The sequence below is a fragment of the Rosenbergiella epipactidis genome, assembly GCF_018494055.1.
GTDB classification, from domain to species: Bacteria; Pseudomonadota; Gammaproteobacteria; order Enterobacterales; family Enterobacteriaceae; genus Rosenbergiella; species Rosenbergiella epipactidis.
In genome coordinates, this window is the sequence record NZ_JABBFQ010000006.1 from 117040 (window position 1) to 140052 (window position 23013).

Consider the following 23013-nt stretch of genomic DNA (forward strand, 5'->3'; position numbering starts at 1 on the left):
AGGCTGAATTTTTTCGGTACACTCCTGTAAATGCATACAGGAACAGCGTATTAGGCGTTGTTCCTTCCTCCCTAGACAGGCACCTGGAGAGTACTCTTGAGCCAGGAATACATTGAAGATAAAGATATTGCTTTAACCCCTATGAGTAGCGGACGTCGTTTACTGGAAGCGTTATTGATTCTGGTTGCGCTGTTTGCCGTCTATTTGATGATCTCATTAGTGAGTTTTAACCCTTCTGATCCAAGTTGGTCGCAAACGGCTTGGCACGAACCTATCCATAATTTGGGCGGTGGAATCGGTGCCTGGCTGGCGGATACTTTGCTCTTCATCTTTGGGATGATGGCTTATGCTATCCCTGTCGTTATCCTCGGGTTATGTTGGATTGCGCATCGCTACCGCTTTAAAGAGCAGCATTACATCGACTTTTTCGCCATTGGTTTACGTCTGATCGGTGTGTTAAGCCTCGTGGTAACGACCTGTGGTCTAGCCTCGCTCAACGCCGATGATATCTGGTACTTTGCTTCAGGTGGCGTTATCGGGAGTCTCGTAAGCAGTGCTATGTCGCAGTATTTTGCGCCAGCCTTAGGTACGCTGATTCTGCTTTTCATCTGGGCTGCGGGTATTACGCTTTATACTGGCTGGTCTTGGCTAACGATTGCCGAGAAAATCGGTAACACGGTAATGCGTATCGTGACCTTTGCTAGCCATCGCCGCGAAGAAGAGTACTGGGATGAAGAAGAAGAGTTCGAGCAGCCTACTGTCGAAACTCCTGATTCAGCGCAGACTCCAGTCCCAAAAGCCAACCGCAGTGTGTTCCGCCGCTTTGCCAATAAACACGCCTCTACTGCATCGGCTGCCGATCATGACGACCCATTACTGGCTCCTCGTCCGCAGGCCCCAACGGCTGTTGCGCAGGAAGAGTATGATCCGCTATTGGATTATGATCCATTATTAGATTACCAACCGAATACAGTATCGCCTGCGGCTACGCCTGACCCTTTAGCAAGCCAACCGGTGGCGTTTACGCCAGCGGCCATTGACCAGTCTGCCAAGGTAGAGGACGTTGCGGTACTACCCGCCACGGAGATGGCACAGCCAACAATGCCAGTCACCCCAGATACGTCAGGGGTTGACGCTGCCGTCCCTCCGGCGCAGATGCCAGAGCATACGGTTTCTGTTCCAGAACCCTTATCTCAACCGGTATACCACTTTGAGATCCCAGCAGAAAGCCGCGAATATCAGCCTCGCTCGCAACACACCACGCAGAATGAGGCGGTTACGCCGCAGGTCAGTTACCCTGAGCGAGCGCCGACACCACCTTCTTCAACGTCGGCAAGCCCTGTAACGGCTACTGCAGCGACGGCCGCCACAGCAGCAGCGAGCGCTAAACCTTTATCGCCCTTTGCCGCAGCGGCGAGCATGGGAAAATTAACGACACCAGATTTATCCGGTCAGAAACTTAAAGAGTCGGGGAATAACGCTCAGGTTAAGCAGGGGATAGGTCCGGAGTTACCTCGTCCTAATCCTGTGCGTATCCCTACGCGCCGCGAGTTGGCTTCTTATGGCATTAAACTGCCCTCGCAACGACAAGCTGAAGAGGAACTTCGTCAACGCGAAACCGCGACGCATCAGGAAGAGAGTATTGATGATGAGCAGGCCCAGCATAACGCTGAACTTGCCGCACAATTTTCAGCACAGCAAGAGCAACGCTATGCAGAGGTTGAGGCTACCGATATTACTGAGCCAGATCCTGAAGAGCAGGCAGAGCAAGAAGAGCTGGCTCGTCAGTTCCATGCGGCGCAACAACAGCGTTACGAGCAACCTAATACCGTTGATACGGTGCAAAAATCACCGCTCGTCGACCTAGCCGATTTCAGTTTCTCGCCGATGGAAGAGTTAGTCACGGAGTCACCGAGTGAGCCGCTGTTTACTATTACGCCTTCCGAGCCGACAACTCCTGCTCAGCCTGAATCGGCGGCGCCGGTTTACAGTGCTGCGGTTGAGCCAACGCCGACCGCGGAAACCCACGAAGAAGTTGAAAGCCAAAATACGGCAAAAGATAGCTTATTCCACCCATTCTTGGTGAGACATGAGCAGCCTTTAGCCAAACCGACGACACCGCTGCCGACACTGGATTTATTGACCGCTCCGCCAGCTGAAGAAGAGCCCGTCGATATGTTCGCATTAGAGCAAACAGGGCAGCTGGTGGAAGCACGGCTTGCGGATTTCCGTATTAAAGCCGACGTTGTGGGAATTTCACCAGGGCCGGTGATTACGCGCTTCGAGCTAGACCTTGCACCAGGAGTGAAAGCCGCGCGTATTTCTAACCTTTCCCGTGACCTCGCGCGTTCGCTTTCGGCTATCGCAGTGCGGGTGGTCGAAGTTATCCCAGGTAAACCTTATGTTGGCCTTGAACTACCCAACCAGCATCGTCAAACCGTTTATCTTCGCGAAGTCCTCGATTGCCCAGCATTCCGAGACAATCCATCGCCATTGAGTGTGGTACTCGGTAAAGACATCTCGGGGGATCCGGTGGTGGCTGATCTGGGTAAAATGCCGCACTTACTGGTCGCCGGTACGACCGGTTCGGGTAAATCTGTCGGTGTTAACGCAATGATCCTCAGTATCTTGTATAAAGCTACGCCAGACGAAGTGCGCTTTATCATGATCGACCCGAAAATGTTGGAGTTATCGGTCTACGAAGGGATCCCGCATCTGTTAACCGAAGTAGTGACAGACATGAAAGATGCTGCCAACGCCTTGCGTTGGAGCGTGATGGAGATGGAGCGTCGCTATAAATTAATGTCGGCGCTGGGTGTTCGTAACCTAGCGGGCTACAACGAGAAGATTGAACAAGCGGAAGCCATGGGACGACCTATCCCTGATCCATTCTGGAAGCCGGGTGACAGTATGGATACCCAGCCGCCAGTACTGGAGAAACTGCCTTATATCGTCGTGATGGTCGACGAATTTGCCGACCTAATGATGGCAGTGGGTAAAAAAGTTGAAGAGCTCATCGCCCGTCTTGCTCAAAAAGCACGTGCGGCCGGTATACACTTGGTTCTGGCGACACAGCGGCCATCGGTGGATGTCATCACAGGTTTGATTAAGGCCAACATCCCGACACGTATCGCCTTTACGGTGTCGAGCAAGATCGATTCCCGGACTATCCTTGATCAAGGCGGTGCTGAGTCCTTGCTTGGAATGGGGGATATGCTTTATATGCCGCCAAACTCATCCATGCCAGTGCGGGTTCATGGTGCCTTCGTCCGTGACCAAGAAGTGCATGCCGTGGTTCAAGATTGGAAAGCGCGTGGTCGTCCGCAATATATCGACAGTATCACTGCAGGGGATGAGAGTGAAAACGGCGCAGGGGGACTCGACGGTAATGGCGAGGATCTCGATCCGCTGTTTGACCAAGCAGTAGCCTTTGTGGTGGAAAAACGTCGTGCCTCTATCTCAGGCGTTCAGCGTCAATTCCGTATTGGTTATAACCGGGCGGCGCGGATTATCGAGCAGATGGAAGCGCAGGGGATTGTCTCTGAGCCAGGCAATAACGGTAACCGAGAGGTTCTCTCACCCCCTCCTCACGAGAGGTAATCACGCACTCGTGTTAAGAAATAGGCCAGAGTTAACTCTGGCCTATTGTTTATGCAAAGAGTGCCCCCATATCAACTTTACACCCATTCTGCTGTTCGATCGGCTAAGTAGTGGCTACAGTTCTTCAACCTCGAGCAAGAATTTATAAGGAATTATCAATGATGAAAAAGATGATCGTTGCCACAGGATTAATCGCGGGTTTACTTTCTGCACAGGCTTTTGCCGATGATGCTGCGGCGCTGCAATCACGACTTAATAAAGTGAATAGCTTTCATGCAAGCTTTACCCAAACCGTCACCGACGGTTCGGGTGCAAACGTGCAACAAGGACAAGGCGAATTATGGGTGAAGCGTCCCAGTCTTTTTAACTGGCATATGACAGCACCCGATGAAAGCACTATCATCTCCGATGGTAAAACGCTCTGGTTTTATAATCCTTTCGTTGAACAAGTCAGTGCAACCTGGCTAAAAAATGCGACCAGCAATACACCGTTTATGCTTATTGCCCGTAACCAACGTTCCGATTGGAAAAACTATAATGTGACCCAGCAGGGCGACCACTTTGCATTAACGCCTAAAAATGGTGGCGGCAATCTGAAACAATTCAGTATTGATGTGACACCAGAAGGGACAATCAATCAGTTCAGCGCGATCGAACAAGATGGTCAACGCAGTAACTACCAACTGAAAAGCCAAAAAAATGGCGCTATCGATGCAGCTAAATTCCAGTTCACGCCACCGAAAGGTGTGACGGTGGACGATCAACGTCAATAAATAAGTAAGGTTTACCGTGAGTAATTTATCGTTAGATTTTGCGCCTGCTGAATTTCAACCTCTGGCGGCACGAATGCGTCCCACCACGCTTGATGACTATGTGGGACAGCAGCACCTCCTTGCTCCCGGTAAACCCTTAGCGAAAGCTATCAAAGCAGGTCAGCTGCATTCGATGATCCTCTGGGGCCCGCCCGGTACTGGGAAGACTACGCTGGCGGAGATTATGGCGTTTTACGCGCAGGCGCAGGTTTCGCGAGTTTCAGCGGTGACTTCTGGTATCAAGGAAATCCGTGAGGCGATCGAACTCGCCCGTATTAATCGCCAATCCGGCCAGCGTACCATTCTCTTTGTTGACGAGGTCCACCGCTTTAACAAAAGCCAACAGGATGCGTTTCTCCCGCATATTGAAGATGGTACCATCACCTTTATTGGCGCGACCACGGAGAATCCCTCGTTCGAATTAAATTCGGCATTGTTGTCGCGCGCGCGGGTTTATTTACTGAAATCGCTGACGCTTGCAGACGTTGAAGCCATTCTCGATCAAGCGATGGCAGACTCTGAACGTGGCTTGGCGGGACAAAATCTTTACTTGCCTGATGCCACCCGAAAGATGATAGCAGAGCTCGTCAATGGCGATGCGCGTCGCGCACTTAATACCTTAGAGATGATGGCAGATATGGCCGAAGAATCATCGCAAGGTCAGCGACTGCTCACGCCGGAACTCCTCACGGAGATTGCGGGCGAGCGCAGCGCGCGGTTTGATAATAAGGGTGACCGTTTCTATGATCTTATTTCTGCCGTGCATAAGTCCGTGCGCGGATCGTCACCGGACGCAGCGCTGTACTGGTATGCCCGTATCATCACGGCTGGCGGTGACCCGCTTTATGTGGCTCGCCGCCTGTTAGCGATTGCGTCTGAGGATGTCGGTAATGCCGACCCACGTGGGATGCAAGTGGCCATAGCGGCCTGGGATTGTTATACCCGTGTCGGACCCGCCGAAGGGGAAAGGGCAATCGCCCAAGCGCTGGTTTATTTGGCCTGTGCACCGAAAAGTAATGCCGTCTATAACGCCTTTAATCAAGCGATGCACGATGCTCGTCATTCGCCAGACTACGACGTGCCTGACCATCTGCGTAATGCGCCAACGGCGTTAATGAAAGAGATGGGGCTAAAAAAAGAGTATCGTTACGCTCACGATGAACCCCACGCCTACGCGGCAGGTGAGAACTATTTTCCGCCAGAAATGGCAGACAAACGGTACTATCAGCCTACCTCTCGGGGATTAGAAGCGAAAATTGCTGAAAAACTCGCCTGGCTTACTGAACAGGATCATAATAGTCCGACAAAACGCTACCGCAGCAATTAACATTCCGGTAATCTGATACTTATCGTCGTCGTTTACCACGACAAGTTTTTTCCACTTACATAAAACAGGATTAGCATGCTCGATCCCAATCTGTTGCGTAATGAGCCAGACGCAGTTGCAGAAAAACTGGCACGCCGAGGATTTACTTTAGATGTCGAAACGCTACGTGCGCTCGAAGAACGTCGTAAAGTGCTACAAGTTGAAACGGAAACGTTACAAGCCGAGCGTAATGCGCGATCGAAATCGATCGGTCAAGCAAAAGCACGTGGGGAAGATATCGAGCCATTGCGTCAAGAAGTGAACAGATTGGGTGAGAAGCTGGATCAGGCTAAAGCCGATCTGGACACGCTACTCAACGACATTCGTCAACTCGCATTGACCCTACCGAATATCCCAGATGATGTTGTTCCAGACGGTAAAGATGACACTGAAAATCTAGAGGTATTACGCTGGGGCACGCCTAAGCAATACGATTTCAGCGTTAAAGATCACGTCGATCTGGGTGAGCTAAGTGGGGGGATCGACTTCGCTTCTGCAGTGAAATTAACAGGTTCACGCTTTGTGGTGCTGAAGGGACAGATTGCGAAAATGCATCGTGCGTTGGCGCAATTTATGTTGGATCTTCACACTGAACAACATGACTATACTGAACTCTACGTTCCTTACCTTGTTAACCACGACTCGCTGTTTGGTACCGGGCAATTGCCTAAATTTGGTAACGATCTCTTCCACACCCGTCCATTGGATGAAGAAGCTGGCAATAGCCAATATGCGCTTATCCCCACGGCTGAAGTGCCGGTAACGAATCTGGTTCGTGACGAGATCATCGACGAAGATGCCTTACCGCTTAAATATACTGCTCATACGCCATGCTTCCGTTCAGAAGCCGGTTCTTATGGCCGCGACACTCGCGGATTAATTCGTATGCACCAGTTTGATAAAGTCGAAATGGTCCAAGTCGTTGCGCCTGAACAGTCAATGGATGCATTAGAGTCGTTAACGGGTCATGCTGAGAAAGTATTACAGCTATTAGAACTTCCTTATCGTAAAGTACTGCTGTGTACTGGCGATATCGGTTTTAGTGCCTGTAAGACCTATGATTTGGAAGTGTGGTTACCGGCTCAAGAAACGTACCGTGAAATCTCTTCTTGCTCAAACATGGGAGACTTCCAAGCGCGTCGTATGCAAGCCCGTTGTCGCTCAAAGAGCGACCGTAAAACGCGCTTAGTCCATACCCTAAATGGTTCTGGCTTAGCGGTGGGACGTACACTAGTTGCGGTGTTGGAAAACTACCAACTTGCAGACGGTCGAATCCAAGTTCCTGAGGTGTTAAAACCTTATATGAAGGGACTTGAGTTTATCGGCTAACCTGTCGCTGTATAAGAAGCTCCACCCGTTACGGTGGGGCTTTTTTTATGCCGAAACAAAAAGTGCCTTCGACACTTTCCCTCAATTGACTTTGCCGTAATCCCTGCCATTATTCGCTCACTTTTATTCTTCTGAGTTATCCCAACCATCATGTCGGCGCTATCACGTCCAGTTATTCTGCTATTAAGTGGCTTGCTACTTTTAACGGTGTGTATTGCTGTGCTCAATACACAGATCCCGCTTTGGCTCTCCCATGAGTCATGGTCAACCTTGCAAATCGGATTAATCAGCTCAGCTTTTTTTACTGGTAATCTTACTGGGACGCTCTTTGCGGGGAAATTGATCAATCGTTTGGGGTTTAACCGTAGCTACTACTTAGCCACTGCGATTTTCGCGATAGCAACCTTAGTCCTCGTCTTCAGTCACTCTTTCGAGAGCTGGGCATTTTGGCGTTTCATTGCTGGCAATGGCTGTGCCTTGCTCTGGGTGATAGTGGAGAGCGCATTACTCTGCTCTGGTACGCTATCCAACCGTGGGCGTCTGCTTGCCGCGTATATGATTGTCTATTATCTCGGGACGGTACTGGGTCAGCTCTTTATCAGTGCAATGCCACTCTCGGTTACCGCACTGGTTCCAGCATTAGTCACCCTGATGATGCTCGCGATTCTTCCGTTGTTATTTGTCGCGGTGACCGCAGGCGAAGCGGAAGAGGCACTGGAGACACCAAAACAACCGGGTGTCATGAAGATGTTTTTCCGCCGTCAATCTCGTTTAGGGATCAATGGCTGCATTATCTCTGGTGTGGTGTTGGGATCACTTTATGGGCTAATGCCACTCTATCTTTCCCATAAGGGTATGAGCGACAGTAATGTTGGCTACTGGATGGCGCTACTCATCAGTGCTGGGATTATCGCGCAGTGGCCATTAGGGAAATTAGCCGACCGTTACGGACGGTTATTGGTCTTGCGTGTACAAGTATTTGTGGTGATTCTGGCGGCAATTGCCATGTTGATGAATACCTCCTTGGTCGCTGGATTATTTATTCTTGGCAGTGCAGGATTTACCCTGTACCCGGTGGCAATGGCGTGGGCTTGTGAAAAGGTGAGTAAGAGTGAGCTTATTCCGATGAATCAGGCATTACTGCTGAGTTATACCGCGGGCAGTCTCGCGGGCCCGGCAATCACTTCATTACTGATGGAGACGTGGTCAGATAATATCTTGTTTGTGATGATTGCCATCGTCTCATTCGTTTATCTGATGATGCTGCTGCGAAAAACCGATCAGCAAGCGACGCCCATCGCTCACGCATAAAAAAAGGCCTCATTTGAGGCCTTATTCTTTTTAGCGGGTTAGCCTTGCGCGTGTTGGCGTTTGGCGGCTTGTAACTTTTCGTAAGCCGCTAACAATGATTGATGCGCAGGGAACGCCGTCAATGCTGCATCGACAGCTTGTAATCCATAAAACGGCGCTTCACCGCTTACGGCGGCTGAGGCGGCTTCGACGGTTTCTACACCGTACATTTTGTTGAAGGCGTTAAGGTAGTCGACAGCGTGGCGATCATCTTCCAAAGCCAGCAGTAACAGGGTCTGTAGGCAACGATAGTAATTCGCACGTTCAGCACTGAATACCGAACCATTGAATTCGATCGTCCATTCCGCCCAGGTGAGTGCTTGATCAATATCACCGCCAGCTAAAGCTAGCATCGATTTTAATTCGCCCACTCGTAGCGTAGACCAGCCGTTATCTTTACCGGTAGCAATCCCTAACAGTTCACGTACGCGGGTAAAGTCATCTAGACCGTGGTCGTCCAGTGTAGAAATAAGTTCTAAGTACTCTTCCGGTTCCCATTCAGAGCCAGGCAATGACAGGATGATTTGGCGTAAATCGGCACCCATATTATTGTTGGCTAACAACAGGTCTTCGGCAGGGTAGATATCTGACATACCTGGCACGATGATACGGCAGGCATAGACACCCAGGTGCTCGTAGTCGGCGATATACACTTCTTGCTGGACCTGTTGGAAAATCGTCATTAACGTCGAGAATTCTTGCTCGGTCGAACCCGAGAACGACCAATCGACAAACGGATAATCGGCACCATCTTTAAACATATCCCAAGAAATTAAACCACTTGAATCGATAAAGTGGGTTTCGAGGTTAGTATGTTCTGCCACTTCTTCATCATCGAAGGTTGGGGGGGTAAAGACGTCGAGATCTTTTAAGCCTCGGCCTTGTAGCAGCTCGGTCACGGTACGTTCTAAGGCGACACCAAAATCTGGATGTGCACCAAAGGAGGCGAAGCAGGTGCCATTGCTCGGATTGAAGAGTACGACACAGATCACCGGGTATTGACCGCCTAATGATGCATCGTAAGACAGGATTGGAAAGCCTTCCGCCTCGAGACGGGCAATGGCTTCGGTCACGTTAGGATAGCGTGCGAGCACGTCAGCCGGAATTTCAGGCAGGCTAATCGATTCGGCGATAATTTTATTCTTCACATAGCGCTCAAAGACTTCAGATAATCCTTGGACGCGTGCCTCATTGGCGGTGTTACCGGCAGACATACCATTAGAGACATAAAGATTGCCAATAATGTTCATAGGAATATAAACAGTCTGCAGATCAGATTGGCGAGTAAAAGGAAGGGCACAAATACCGCGCTCATGATTGCCGGATTGCAGATCAATCAAGTCTGAACCACTGAGCTCATTTTCAGGATCGTAAAATTCACGCAAGCGAGTATCAAGGATACCCTCCGGTAGCGAATCATCACTGCTTAACGGGAACCACTTTTCATTTGGATAGTGGACAAAAGGACCGTTCGCTACTTCATCACCGAGCCAGAAGTCAGCAAAGAAATAGTTGGTCGATAAACGCTCGAAATACTCGCCTAGCGCAGACGCCAATGCCGCCTTCTTGGTTGCTCCTTTACCGTTGGTAAAGCATAACGCGCAATCTTTATCGCGGACGTGTACTGACCAGACGTTAGGAACAGGGTTAAGCCACGAAGCTTCTTCGATAGTGAAGCCAAGCTGCTGGAGTTTATCTTGAAAACGACTGATTGAATCTTCAAGGGCGGCGTCTTTGCCGGGAATAAAGGTTTGCGTCATGGTGGCGCTCTCTGGTTAATCTACAAATGATAGCGGCTATCATACGTTTTTTCGCCGCGAGCGGCTATCGTTGTGCAGGCTTTTCCAGCAATCTTTGTCCTAGGAGAGATTATCTATTGCAGCAATAATCTGGCAGTGATAAAACCGAAGGCTCAGCACAAATTCTTTGACAGAATAATAAAGGGTGAAGGTCAATGACGCAGGTGTTCAATTTTAGTTCCGGTCCCGCTATGTTACCAAAAGCAGTGTTAGAACAAGTTCAAACAGAACTGCTCGATTGGCAGGGGCTGGGAACCTCAGTAATGGAAATCAGCCACCGCAGTAAAGAATTTATTGCTGTTGCCGAGACAGCAGAACAAGATCTTCGTGACTTACTTTCCATTCCTGCTAACTATAAAGTCTTATTTTGTCAGGGCGGAGCGCGGGCACAATTTGCGGCTATCCCCGCTAATTTGTTAGGTTCAGCCCAACAGGTGGATTATATCGATGGGGGCTATTGGGCGCACAGTGCGATCAATGAAGCTGAGAAATTCTGCACCCCAAATGTTATCGATATCAAAACCACGGAAAATGGTAAGGTCGCCTTACTGCCAATGAGTCAATGGCAGTTATCGGATCAATCAGCCTATGTACACTACTGCCCGAATGAAACTATCGACGGTACCGCAATCGATGAAGAACCCGATTTTGGCGATCGTGTCGTGGTTGCTGACCTCTCATCGACCATTCTTTCTCGTCCTCTCGATATCAGCCGCTATGGCGTTATCTATGCAGGCGCGCAAAAAAATATCGGCCCAGCAGGCTTAACCCTCGTGATTGTGCGTGAAGATCTGTTAGGTAAAACCCTTCAGCAGTTCCCGTCGGTTTTAGACTTTAAAACCTTAGCGGACAACGATTCGATGTTTAATACCCCGCCGACTTTTGCTTGGTATTTATCAGGTCTGGTTTTCAAGTGGCTTAAAGCGCAGGGCGGTATTGAGGCGATGGCCAAGCAAAACCAAGCTAAGGCTGATTTGCTTTATGACACCATTGATCGCAGCGATTTCTACCGTAACAATGTGATTGCGCGTAACCGTTCTAAAATGAACGTGCCTTTCCAATTGGCTGATGCGACGCTCGATAAATTATTCTTAGATGAGTCCCTCGCCGCGGGCTTGCATGCGCTAAAAGGACACCGTGCTGTCGGCGGAATGCGCGCATCGATTTATAATGCAATGCCGCTAGAAGGTGTTCAAGCGTTGACGACCTTTATGCAAGACTTCGCACAGCGCCACGGTTAATTTTCACCATCACACTTTCTTCGCATTAGCGGGGAAAGTGGTTATATGAGTATTTTAATGCAATCTTTGACTTTACAACCTATCTCCCACGTTAGCGGGACAGTAAACCTTCCAGGTTCTAAGAGCGTTTCCAACCGTGCACTGCTATTGGCTGCGATGGCACAGGGCACGACACGGTTAACTAACTTGCTGGACAGTGACGATATCCGTCATATGCTCACGGCTTTAACCGCACTGGGGGTGGAATATCAGCTTTCAGACGATCGAACCGTCTGTACCCTGACGGGCATCGGCGGTCCACTACAAAGTCGTGAACCACTGGAACTGTTTCTAGGTAATGCGGGTACGGCTATTCGTCCTCTGGCTGCAGCGCTTTCTCTCGCCGAAAACGACATAGTGTTAACCGGCGAGCCAAGAATGAAAGAGCGACCTATCGGTCATTTGGTCGATGCCCTGCGGGAAGGCGGCGCGACAATCTCTTATTTAGAAAATGAACACTACCCACCTATCCGCCTGCAGGGCGGTTTCAAGGGCGGTAACCTTAGTGTTGATGGATCGGTATCCAGCCAGTTTCTGACCTCACTTCTTATGGCAGCCCCGTTAACCCAAGGTGAAACGGTGATTACCATCAAGGGGGAGTTGGTCTCCAAACCCTATATTGATATTACGCTCGATTTAATGGCTTCATTCGGTGTAACTGTCGAGAACCAAGATTACCAACGCTTTATCGTACAAGGTCAACAACAGTACCAAGCGCCGGGTGAAATTTTGGTAGAGGGTGATGCCTCTTCGGCCTCCTATTTCTTAGCAGCTGCCGCAATTCGTGGTGGAACGGTCAAAGTTACCGGTATTGGCCGTAACAGTGTGCAGGGTGATGTGAAGTTCGCCGAGGTGCTTGAGAAAATGGGTGCAACCGTCGAATGGGGTGATGACTTTATTGCTTGCACCGGCGCGCCCCTTAAGGCGGTGACGATGGATATGAATCATATCCCCGATGCAGCCATGACAATTGCTACCGCCGCGCTGTTTGCGCAAGGTACCACCACTATGACCAATATCTATAACTGGCGGGTGAAAGAGACTGACCGTTTGTTTGCGATGGCGACAGAATTGCGTAAGGTCGGGGCAGAAGTTATTGAAGGTGAGGATTACATCACTATCACTCCGCCAAGTCAGTTACACCATGCTGAAATCGGGACCTATAACGACCATCGCATGGCAATGTGCTTCTCCTTGGTGGCACTCTCCGATACGCCGGTGACGATTCTCGATCCAGGTTGTACGGCGAAGACATTCCCTGATTATTTTGACCGACTCAAGTCGATCAGCCAGTTCTCATAATTATTCAAGCGAGCGTTTAAGCTCGCTTTTTTTTGCTTACAGGTGATGAGGTTAATGATGCAACGTAAAATGCTCTCTATGTCAATCATGGCACTACTAGGACTGGGTACGCTGACGATGACCGACGCGGCGGTTGTGCCAGCGGGGACGACACTCGCCGATCAGCAACAGATTACACGGGGGAATGGTTCGGATCCTGCGACGCTCGATCCGCAACTGGCTGAGAGCAACGAAGCGTTTAATATTATTCTTGATAGCTTTGCGGGCGTTGTGGCTTTAGACAGCGAAGGGAAGGTGCATCCAGAGTTAGCGGAGAAGTGGGACAATCAAGATAATAAAGTATGGACTTTCCATCTACGCCCAGGGCTTACATGGTCTAATGGTCAACCGATTACCGCCGACGATCTGGTCTATAGCTGGCAGAGACTCGCCGATCCGAAAACGGCTTCACCTTATCAATCTTATATTAGTGCCGTGCACCTGCTGAATGCTGACGCGGTGATGAGTGGTAAGCTTCCCCCTTCAGCATTAGGCGTGAAAGCCATCGACCCGCAGACTTTCCAAGTCACACTTTCTCAGCCCGTGTCGTGGTTTTTACAGGCAGCAGCCTCACCGAGTTTTTTCCCGGTAAATAAAAAGGTTGTTGCCCAATTCGGGGATCAATGGACTCAACCGGCCAACATTGTGGTCAGTGGTGCGTTTAAACCGAATAAGTGGGTGATAAACGAACGCTTCGTCTCTGTCCGAAATCCACACTACTGGAATAATAAGACGACCGTTATTAATCAAGTCACTTACCTGCCTATCGCGGAACCTTCTGCGACCTTGAATCGCTATCAAAGTGGTGAAATTGATATCACCGACACTATTCCCACTGTTAATTTTGCACAGATTAAAAAAGCGATCCCCGAGCAAATCAAACAAACGCCTCTGCTCGGCGTCTACGAATATTGGTTCAATATGAATAAGCCGCCGTTTAACGACCCGCGGGTGCGTATGGCGCTTAATTTAGCCGTCGACAAATCGATCATCACGGATAAAATTTTAGGGATGGGGCAAAAACCGGCGTGGACGCTGATGCCTTTACAGATTGGCGGAGAGACTTATCAACCGACTGAGATTGCAAAATGGACGCCTGCTCAGCGTATCGCCCAAGCGAAGAAATTATTAGCAGAAGCGGGGTTTAGCGCCGAGAAGCCGTTGAAAGCAGAGTTGCTTTATAATACCTCACAAGATCATTTGAAGATTGCGATTGCCTTAAGCTCGATGTGGAAAAAGAATTTGGGCGCGCAAATCACGATGCGTAATCAAGAGTGGAAGACGCTTATCCAGACTCAACACAGCGGCGATTTCCAACTGATCCGTCAATCTTGGCTCGCGGATTATGACGCGCCACCGACATTTTTGAATAACTTTATGACCGGTAACACGCAGAACGATGGCAAATACACTAACGCTGCTTATGATAAGCTCGTTAATGCGGCGGCGGCAGAAATAGATCCCGCTAAAGCTAAGGCAGATTATCAACAAGCGTTAGATATTTTAAGTCACGATGTGCCAGCCGTGCCGTTATATTATTATGTTCAAAATATACTGGTAAAACCTTGGGTAGGCGGAGTGTCGGTGAGTCGTTTAGGTTTCTACAAAACGCAAGACATGTATATCCGTAAGCATTAATAAAAAAGGCCATGGGAGAATATCGCCATGGCCTTACTGTTATTTACTACTTCTTATCTTCGCCAACATAGCGTTCTTTTGCGTCTTCTGCCTCTTGACGAGTACTATGTTGGCTAATCAGAGTGTCAGGGTAGGGGTGGTCCGCTCTTAATTCGTAGTGGCCCACTTTGTCTTCACCTTGACCATCAGATACCTCAATAATCCATGCTTTACGGGGATACGGGGGATGACCTGCCATAACTCGCCTCCTAGATAGCTTATCTCTATGATTATCGTTTGTTTTTCACAACCTTAAGTGTAGACAAGCTTATGCGTTGTGCAAGTCACCCTACTGACAGAGGGTACTGTTTAGCTGATGAATCAGGTATACTGGCGGGATTCATTGCCAAGCAGTAAGGAGTTAGGAATGACAAGCATTCCCGTCATTACCATCGATGGTCCAAGCGGTGCAGGTAAAGGCACACTGAGTAAAGCCTTGGCTGAACAGTTATCCTGGAATCTGCTCGACTCAGGTGCGATCTACCGCGTCTTAGCCTTAGCCGCACTCCATCACCAAGTTGATATTACTCAGGAAGACGCTCTCGTCCCGCTGGCAGCGCATCTTGACGTGAAATTTGTGGTCGAACAGCATCGTAGCCAAGTGATTCTAGAAGGCGAAGAGGTGACCGCCGCGATCCGTACGCAAGAGGTGAGCAATACCGCGTCCAAGGTTGCGGCGTTCCCTCGCGTTAGAGAGGCTTTGCTGCGCAGACAGCGGAATTTCCGCGAATTACCTGGGTTGATTGCAGACGGGCGCGACATGGGAACCGTGGTTTTCCCTGACGCACCCGTGAAAATTTTCTTGGATGCCAGTGCTGAAGAGCGAGCGGAACGCCGCCGTCAGCAGTTGCAGCAAGCAGGCGTAGATGTTAACTTTGAGCGCCTTTTAGCCGAGACGGTTGAGCGTGACGATCGCGACCGAAATCGTGCCGTTGCACCCTTGGTTCCCGCTAGTGATGCATTAGTGATTGATTCCACAGGAATTGATATCGAAAAAGTGACCGCGATGGCCCTTGAATATATTCAAAAAAAATTGCCTAACTTCGGCGCATAATTGTGCTAAAATAAAAAGATTGCTGTAGCTTCATTCCATGGATGGTGTGAAGAATGTTAAACAACCCCATTAGACATGAAGTCCAATGGACGTTAAATTGAAGAATCCTAAGATTATCAATATGACTGAATCTTTTGCTCAACTCTTTGAAGAGTCCCTGAAAGAAATCGAAACCCGCCCGGGTTCCATCGTTCGTGGCGTAGTTGTCTCTATCGACAAAGACGTCGTTCTAGTTGATGCGGGCCTGAAATCTGAATCTGCAATTCCTGCAGAGCAATTCAAAAACGCAGCTGGCGAACTGGAAATCCAGGTAGGCGACGAAGTTGATGTTGCGCTGGACGCAGTAGAAGACGGCTTCGGTGAAACCCTGCTGTCCCGTGAGAAAGCTAAGCGTCACGAAGCTTGGATCACGCTGGAAAAAGCTTACGAAGATGCTGAAACTGTTACCGGTGTTATCAACGGCAAAGTCAAGGGCGGCTTCACTGTTGAGCTAAACGGTATTCGTGCGTTCTTACCAGGTTCACTGGTTGACGTTCGTCCGGTTCGCGACACTCTGCACCTTGAAGGCAAAGAGTTAGAATTTAAAGTCATCAAACTGGATCAGAAGCGTAACAACGTCGTGGTTTCTCGCCGCGCGGTGATCGAGTCTGAGAACAGTGCAGAACGTGATCAATTGCTGGAAAACCTGCAAGAAGGCATGGAAGTTAAAGGTATCGTTAAGAACCTGACTGACTACGGTGCATTCGTTGATCTGGGCGGTGTTGACGGCCTGCTGCACATCACTGATATGGCTTGGAAACGCGTTAAGCACCCAAGCGAGATCGTGAATGTTGGTGACGAAATCAATGTTAAAGTCCTGAAGTTCGACCGTGAGCGTACTCGCGTATCATTAGGTCTGAAACAACTGGGCGAAGATCCATGGGTTGCTATCGCTAAGCGTTACCCAGAAAGCACCAAGCTGACGGGTCGTGTAACTAACCTGACTGATTACGGCTGCTTCGTAGAAATCGAAGAAGGCGTTGAAGGTCTGGTACACGTTTCTGAAATGGATTGGACCAACAAAAACATCCACCCATCTAAAGTTGTAAACGTAGGTGATGTGGTTGAAGTTATGGTTCTGGACATTGACGAAGAGCGTCGTCGTATCTCCCTGGGTCTGAAGCAATGTAAATCTAACCCATGGCAGCACTTCGCAGAAACTCACAACAAAGGCGATCGTGTTGAAGGTAAAATCAAGTCAATCACTGACTTCGGTATCTTCATCGGTCTTGACGGCGGAATCGATGGTCTGGTTCACCTGTCTGACATTTCTTGGAACGCAACTGGCGAAGAAGCCGTTCGTGAATACAAGAAAGGCGACGAAATTGCTGCAGTAGTTCTGCAAGTTGATGCTGAGCGTGAGCGTATCTCTTTAGGCGTGAAACAACTGGCTGAAGATCCATTCAACAACTACGTTGCGCTGAACAAGAAAGGCGTTATCGTTAATGGTAAAGTGACTGCAGTCGACGCTAAAGGCGCAACTGTTGAACTAGCTGACGGTGTTGAAGGTTACTTACGTGCGTCAGAAGCTTCACGTGACCGCGTTGAAGATGCAACTCTGGTTCTGAATGTTGGTGATGACGTTGAAGCGAAATTCACCGGTGTTGACCGTAAAAACCGTGTTGTAACACTGTCTGTACGTGCTAAAGACGAAGCTGATGAGAAAGATGCTGTTGCTGCTGTGAACAATAAGCAACAAGATGAAGGCAACTTCTCTAACGCAATGGCTGAAGCATTCAAAGCAGCTAAAGGCGAGTAATTGCCGACAGGGGGATGGTGACATCCCCCCAACTAGCCAAGGGTGTCCGCACTCTTGGCTTTTTTTAAAACTGTCTTTCTTTACAGGATATTTCCGGAGGATTAATGACTAAATCTGAACTGATTGAACGCCTCGCAGCCCAGCAGACTCAAATTCCTGCAAAAGCTGTTGAAGATGCTGTTAAAGAGATGCTGGAATATATGGCTTCTACCCTCGCGCAGGGAGACCGTATCGAGATTCGTGGTTTTGGTAGCTTCTCTTTACACTACCGTGCCCCACGTGTTGGCCGAAATCCTAAAACTGGTGAGAAAGTGGAGTTGGAAGGTAAGTATGTGCCACACTTTAAACCGGGTAAAGAGCTTCGCGATAGAGCTAATCTTCCAAGCTAAAAAGCAGTTTTAAAAAGACGGTATCGCAAGATATCGTTTTTTATCTCTACTCATTTCACAAATTCACCAATTTTCAGCGCACAGCGCTAAACATTTCTAGATTCCCTTCACAACAAAATTCGTGGCTTATTTCGATTAACGCTTAGCAGTGTAATCTGCCAGTTTTAGGCAGAAATTTCATGCAATTAGTCGTCTATGCGCAACTGTTTATAATAGCTTGTCTGCCCTTGATATTCATGGCGGAGTTACTCGATATACCCCTTATATTAGGGATAGCATTTATTGGCGTGTTACTGGCAAGGCACCGAGCGCTTTATTGGCACTATATCGGCATTACCTTAATTTTTTTTGTCTATAGCCATTGGGTTGCCGTATCAATGGTGTCAAAAATTAATTCATTGAGTGAAAGACCCGTTATAGTCGAAGTGGTGATCACCGAACATCAAAGCTTAACGGGGAGAGTAAAATTCAGTCTACTTAAGGTCGATGGAGTAAGGCAATTTCGTCTTCATTCTGCGTGGGTTAACCACAATATCGAGGGTGACATCTGTATGGGCCAACGTTGGAAAATGAAGCTAGTTTTACGGCCGGTACACAGTTTGCTGAACGAAGGTGGATACGACAGCCAGCGAAATGCACTGGCCAAAGCGACACCTTTTACGGCAAAAATACTCAATCAACAGCTGATTAGTGATAAATGTTCTCTGCGCCATCACTTAGAAATGCTTTTTATAGAGCAGAGTGCAGGCTCACCCTGGCAAGGGATTTCTAGGGCCTTAGTCTTTGGTTTACGCGATCAAATCCCTGTTGAGATCAATCAACGCTTTCGTGAGACTGGCATTGGACATTTAATGGCAATATCCGGTATGCACATTGGCTTAGTTTATCTTTTAGCTCGCCGTGGGATAACATTACTGTTAGCCATATTACCCTTGAGAGTAATGCAAAGTCACTTGGCAGAAAGTGGGGGATGGCTAGCTAGCGCGTTGTATTGTTTCATTTCAGGGGCACAGCCATCCGCACTACGCGCTATGCTGGCCTTAACGTTTTGGTTACTAATAAAAAGATATTCGCTCAATCTTTCCAGTTTCCACATTTTATTATTATGTGTCGCGGGATTACTCGCGATTAATCCAATAATGATTCTATCCGATAGCCTATGGCTGTCGGCATTGGCAGTCTTTTCATTGTTACTCTGGTATAGAGTGTTTCCACTCCCTCCTGCTTACCGCTACCGAAAAAGGTTTGGATTATTACGACTGCTGCATTTGCAATTAGGGATGATGCTTTTATTACTCCCCGTTCAAATTTTTTTCTTCCATGGTATGAGTTTCACCGCATTGACGGCAAATATCATCGCGATACCTATTGTGAGTTTAACGATATTGCCCCTTTCTTTTTTATTTTTGATCTCTCTCCCTAACAGTATTAATGAGGGATTAATTTTTATGCACGATACGCTTTACTCGTTATTATTTTACCTGTTAGCGCCACACGAATCAGGATGGCGTTATTTTCCGGATACGCCCTTGATAGCCCTCGGCGTATGGGGTGCGCTACTCCTTTGGCGGATAAAGCTATGGCGGTATTATCCTTTGAGCATCAGCGCTATTATTTTAAGTGTTGCCAGTGGGCGATTAGCTCCACCAGAGATCTTATGGCGTGTGGATATGCTCGATGTTGGACATGGGTTAGCGGTAGTTATCAGCCAGCAGGGTGAAGGCATTATTTATGATACCGGTAATCGTTGGCTCACCAGTGATGCAGGGGAGAGAATTATCATTCCTTGGCTAATTGACAAACAGATTACGCCCATCTCAGCCATTATTAGTCATCGGCACAGCGATCATGCTGGAGGCTTAGACAGTATCAAAAAAGTATGGCCAAACCTTTTAGTCAGAACAGCCTATCCTTATCCAGGTCGATTAACTTGTCAGCGAGGGGAAAACTGGCAGTGGCGACGCTTAACCCTTCGTATACTATGGCCAGAGAATGACGCAACGGCGGGGCAAAATAACGATTCTTGCGTACTATTGATCAGTGACGGTCATTATCATCTGTTATTAACGGGAGATATTGAGAAACATGTAGAACAGAGATTAGTCACTGCCGAGAAGGGAGGCTTCGCCGTAACCTGGTTACAAGTTCCGCATCATGGTAGCCGAACCTCCTCTAGTGCTTTACTACTGAGGAAGTTCCCTCCGCAGATGGCTCTAGCCTCGGTGGCGAGATATAACGCGTGGCGATTACCGTCCAAAGCTGTAGTGCAACGCTATCAACATAAAGGTATAAAGTGGCTGGATACTGCGCAGTCTGGGCAACTCTCAATACGTGTGAAACGCGACGGCGTTGAGGTTTTACAATTTCGTGATCAAATTTCCCCTCGATGGTACCATCAATGGTTTGGTGTAAAACCTGATTACAGGTAAACTACCCGTCGATGTTAAAAAACGTGAAGAAATAATGCACTTAGACAAAGATCTCTCAACGTGGCAGACGTTTCGTCGTCTCTGGCCAATGATAGCCCCCCATAAAGCAGGATTATTTATTGCTGCGATTGCCTTAATTATTAATGCGGCAGGGGACACTTTGATGTTATCGCTACTTAAACCTTTGCTTGATGACGGGTTTGGCAAAGCGGACAAGTCAGTATTACTGTGGATGCCGCTAGCAGTTATCGGCCTGATGTTGATTCGCGGCGTCACCAGCTATGCCTCTAGCTACTGTATCTCTTGGGTATCGGGCAACGTAGTGATGCGTATGCGCCGCAGTTTATTTGCGCGTATGATGAGCATGCCGGTCTCGTTTTTTGACCAGCAATCCACGGGAACCCTGCTTTCGAGAATCACCTACGACTCTGAACAAGTTGCCTCGTCATCGTCCAGTGCGCTTGTCACCGTGGTGAGAGAGGGTGCCTCGATCATCGGCTTGTTCATCATGATGTTTTACTATAGCTGGCAACTGTCACTCATTTTGATATTGCTTGCGCCGATTGTCTCCTTCACCATCCGCTTGGTCTCTAAACGTTTTCGTAATATCAGTAAGACCATGCAAAATACCATGGGTGAAGTCACGACCAGTGCTGAACAGATGCTTAAGGGCCATAAAGAAGTCTTGATTTTTGGTGGACAAGAGATCGAGACACAACGCTTTGCAGTCGTCAGTAATCGGATGCGTCAACAAGGGATGAAATTAGTCAGTGCTTCATCCATTTCTGACCCGATTATTCAATTGATTGCTTCCTTAGCCTTGGCCTTCATTCTTTATGCTGCAAGCTTCCCAGCCGTAATGGAGACTTTAACGGCAGGGACAATCACCGTCGTGTTCTCTTCGATGATTGCCTTAATGCGCCCGCTGAAATCCTTAACTAACGTTAATGCACAGTTCCAACGTGGGATGGCAGCCTGCCAAACGCTCTTTAGTATTCTCGATGCTGAACAGGAAGTGGATAACGGGCAACGTACGACTGTACGCGCTCAAGGGGATATTGAATTCCGAAACGTCACTTTTACGTATCCCGGACGTGAAACGCCAGCGCTTAAAAATATCAATTTAACGCTACCTGCGGGCAAAACGGTCGCGTTGGTCGGGCGCTCAGGATCGGGGAAATCGACCCTAGCCAGCCTCTTGACGCGATTTTATGACATTCAATCCGGTCAGATTCTATTGGATGGTCACGAAATCACTGACTATAAATTGCAAGCGCTTCGCAACCAAGTCGCCTTAGTGTCACAGAATGTACACCTCTTCAACGATACTATTGCCAACAATATTGCCTATGCACGTGCCGACCAATATAGCCGCGCAGATATCGAAAATGTGGCGAAGATGGCGCATGCAATGGACTTTATCACCCGTATGGATAACGGCTTGGATACCGTGATAGGTGAGAACGGGGTACTACTCTCTGGCGGCCAACGCCAGCGTATTGCCATTGCCCGTGCACTATTACGCGATTGCCCTATCTTAATCTTGGATGAAGCGACTTCAGCCTTGGATACGGAATCAGAGCGCGCTATCCAATCGGCACTGGACGAATTACAGCGTAATCGTACCTCTCTGGTGATTGCACACCGCTTATCAACCATTGAGAAGGCCGATATGATCGTCGTGGTTGAAGACGGTCAGATCATTGAGCGCGGCACGCATCAAGAACTCCTTGAGCAAGCTGGGGCTTACGCGCAACTGCATCGTATCCAGTTCGGACAATGATTGAGCGCTTATGGAGCGGTAAATCGGCAAGTTGGCGGCTGCTCTTGCCGCTATCTTGGCTTTATGGCCTTATCACTGCCGGTCTTCGTTTAGCGTATCGATGCGGGCTTAAGAAAAGCTGGAAAGCACCAGTTCCCGTTGTCGTGGTCGGTAACCTTACGGCTGGGGGGAATGGCAAAACCCCTGTTGTGATCTGGTTAGTCGAGCAACTTCAACAACGCGGTCTTAAGCCCGCGGTCGTTTCTCGCGGATATGGCGGTAAAGCACCGCATTATCCTTTAGTGCTCGATGCACAGACACCTGCTGAGCAAGCGGGTGATGAGCCCGTACTGATTCATCAACGCACCGGGGCGCCTGTGGCAGTCGCACCAAAACGGAGTGAGGCGATTCAAGCTTTACTGCAGGCTGATACAGAAATTTCGGTCATCATTACCGATGATGGGTTACAGCATTACGCTTTGCAACGCGATATTGAAATCGTGGTGATAGACGGTGAACGACGTTTTGGAAATGGTTGGTGGCTTCCTGCAGGGCCGATGCGCGAAAGAGCTTCACGCTTAAGCAAGGTTGATGCTGTCATCACTAACGGTGGCGAAGCGCATGCGGGGGAGATTCCAATGCGTTTAGTGCCGCGTCAGTGGATTAATCTAGCAACCGGTCATACACTTCCCTTAACCGCGTTTGTCGATAAATCCTCAGTGGCCTTTGCCGGGATTGGCTATCCGCCGCGTTTTTTCTCGACATTGCACGCTCAAGGCATTCACCCGCAAAAAGAGGTCGCTTTTGACGACCATCAGGCTTATCGCTTAGAGGATATTGCGGGGTTAGCAAGCCATGAACAGGCGCTGCTGATGACGGAAAAGGATGCGGTAAAATGTCGATCCTTTGCAGTAGAGAGCTGGTGGTATCTTCCTGTGGAAGCGCAATTACCACAACCCGACGCAGACGTATTACTGAATAAAATACTGGCATTGCTACCGACTGCTGATCAAGGATAAACGCCTTA

At 48.8% G+C, this 23013-nt stretch carries 16 protein-coding genes; 14 read left to right on the forward strand and 2 right to left on the reverse strand.

Going from position 1 to position 23013, the window contains the following annotated elements; genetic code table 11:
* Nucleotides 1–96: 96 nt before the first annotated feature.
* The 5 genes from HGT71_RS10910 to HGT71_RS10930 all read left to right on the forward strand — a co-directional run bounded on the left by HGT71_RS10910 (nucleotide 97) and on the right by HGT71_RS10930 (nucleotide 8418).
* Nucleotides 97–3600 carry a DNA translocase FtsK 4TM domain-containing protein gene (locus tag HGT71_RS10910; protein ID WP_244986496.1) on the forward strand — a complete coding sequence of 1168 codons (3504 nt, stop codon included), beginning with the start codon at nucleotides 97–99 and terminating at the stop codon, nucleotides 3598–3600.
* Between the two features lie 161 nt (nucleotides 3601–3761).
* Nucleotides 3762–4373 (forward strand): outer membrane lipoprotein periplasmic chaperone LolA, encoded by a 612-nt coding sequence (gene lolA, locus HGT71_RS10915; protein WP_214217843.1) that lies wholly within the window; start codon nucleotides 3762–3764, stop codon nucleotides 4371–4373.
* Nucleotides 4374–4389: 16 nt separating this feature from the next.
* Entirely contained in the window at nucleotides 4390–5739 is a 1350-nt protein-coding gene (locus HGT71_RS10920) for a replication-associated recombination protein A (protein WP_214217781.1), read from the forward strand.
* Nucleotides 5740–5814: 75 nt separating this feature from the next.
* Nucleotides 5815–7107, forward strand: a complete 1293-nt coding sequence (gene serS, locus HGT71_RS10925; RefSeq protein ID WP_099822388.1) for a serine--tRNA ligase — start codon at nucleotides 5815–5817, stop codon at nucleotides 7105–7107.
* 150 nt (nucleotides 7108–7257) lie between these two features.
* Nucleotides 7258–8418, forward strand: coding sequence for an MFS transporter (locus HGT71_RS10930; RefSeq protein ID WP_214217782.1), 1161 nt, complete (start codon nucleotides 7258–7260; stop codon nucleotides 8416–8418).
* Between the two features lie 38 nt (nucleotides 8419–8456).
* Here HGT71_RS10930 and ycaO read toward each other — a convergent pair whose 3' ends face one another.
* Nucleotides 8457–10217, reverse strand: a complete 1761-nt coding sequence (gene ycaO / locus HGT71_RS10935; protein WP_214217783.1) for a 30S ribosomal protein S12 methylthiotransferase accessory factor YcaO — start codon at nucleotides 10215–10217, stop codon at nucleotides 8457–8459.
* Nucleotides 10218–10411: 194 nt separating this feature from the next.
* On the opposite strand from ycaO, the gene serC reads away from it, so the two are divergent.
* Genes serC through HGT71_RS10950 form a run of 3 tightly spaced genes read left to right on the forward strand, consistent with a single transcriptional unit; the run spans nucleotide 10412 to nucleotide 14515 of the window.
* Nucleotides 10412–11497 (forward strand): 3-phosphoserine/phosphohydroxythreonine transaminase, encoded by a 1086-nt coding sequence (gene serC / locus HGT71_RS10940; protein ID WP_214217784.1) that lies wholly within the window; start codon nucleotides 10412–10414, stop codon nucleotides 11495–11497.
* 57 nt (nucleotides 11498–11554) lie between these two features.
* Nucleotides 11555–12838, forward strand: coding sequence for a 3-phosphoshikimate 1-carboxyvinyltransferase (aroA, locus tag HGT71_RS10945; protein ID WP_214217785.1), 1284 nt, complete (start codon nucleotides 11555–11557; stop codon nucleotides 12836–12838).
* A 54-nt stretch (nucleotides 12839–12892) separates the two neighbouring features.
* A complete protein-coding gene (locus tag HGT71_RS10950; protein WP_338327778.1) occupies nucleotides 12893–14515 on the forward strand; it encodes a peptide ABC transporter substrate-binding protein in 1623 nt (540 codons plus the stop codon).
* 46 nt (nucleotides 14516–14561) lie between these two features.
* Here the strand turns inward: HGT71_RS10950 and HGT71_RS10955 are convergent, their stop codons facing one another.
* Entirely contained in the window at nucleotides 14562–14753 is a 192-nt protein-coding gene (locus tag HGT71_RS10955; protein ID WP_214217786.1) for a YaiA family protein, read from the reverse strand.
* 168 nt (nucleotides 14754–14921) lie between these two features.
* On the opposite strand from HGT71_RS10955, the gene cmk reads away from it, so the two are divergent.
* The 6 genes from cmk (at nucleotide 14922) to lpxK (ending at nucleotide 23005) form a co-directional block, all read left to right on the forward strand.
* Nucleotides 14922–15608 (forward strand): (d)CMP kinase, encoded by a 687-nt coding sequence (cmk, locus tag HGT71_RS10960; protein WP_214217787.1) that lies wholly within the window; start codon nucleotides 14922–14924, stop codon nucleotides 15606–15608.
* A gap of 121 nt (nucleotides 15609–15729) precedes the next feature.
* Entirely contained in the window at nucleotides 15730–17406 is a 1677-nt protein-coding gene (gene rpsA, locus HGT71_RS10965) for a 30S ribosomal protein S1 (protein ID WP_048911897.1), read from the forward strand.
* 104 nt (nucleotides 17407–17510) lie between these two features.
* Nucleotides 17511–17795, forward strand: a complete 285-nt coding sequence (gene ihfB, locus HGT71_RS10970) for an integration host factor subunit beta (RefSeq protein WP_048911891.1) — start codon at nucleotides 17511–17513, stop codon at nucleotides 17793–17795.
* Between the two features lie 179 nt (nucleotides 17796–17974).
* Complete coding sequence (locus tag HGT71_RS10975; RefSeq protein ID WP_214217788.1) at nucleotides 17975–20224, forward strand: DNA internalization-related competence protein ComEC/Rec2; 2250 nt, start codon at nucleotides 17975–17977, stop codon at nucleotides 20222–20224.
* A gap of 34 nt (nucleotides 20225–20258) precedes the next feature.
* On the forward strand, nucleotides 20259–22007 hold the full coding sequence (gene msbA / locus HGT71_RS10980) for a lipid A ABC transporter ATP-binding protein/permease MsbA (protein WP_214217789.1): 1749 nt from the start codon (nucleotides 20259–20261) through the stop codon (nucleotides 22005–22007).
* Nucleotides 22004–23005 carry a tetraacyldisaccharide 4'-kinase gene (lpxK, locus tag HGT71_RS10985; protein WP_214217790.1) on the forward strand — a complete coding sequence of 334 codons (1002 nt, stop codon included), beginning with the start codon at nucleotides 22004–22006 and terminating at the stop codon, nucleotides 23003–23005. The genes msbA and lpxK overlap by 4 nt, the downstream gene beginning before the upstream one ends.
* Nucleotides 23006–23013 lie beyond the last annotated feature (8 nt).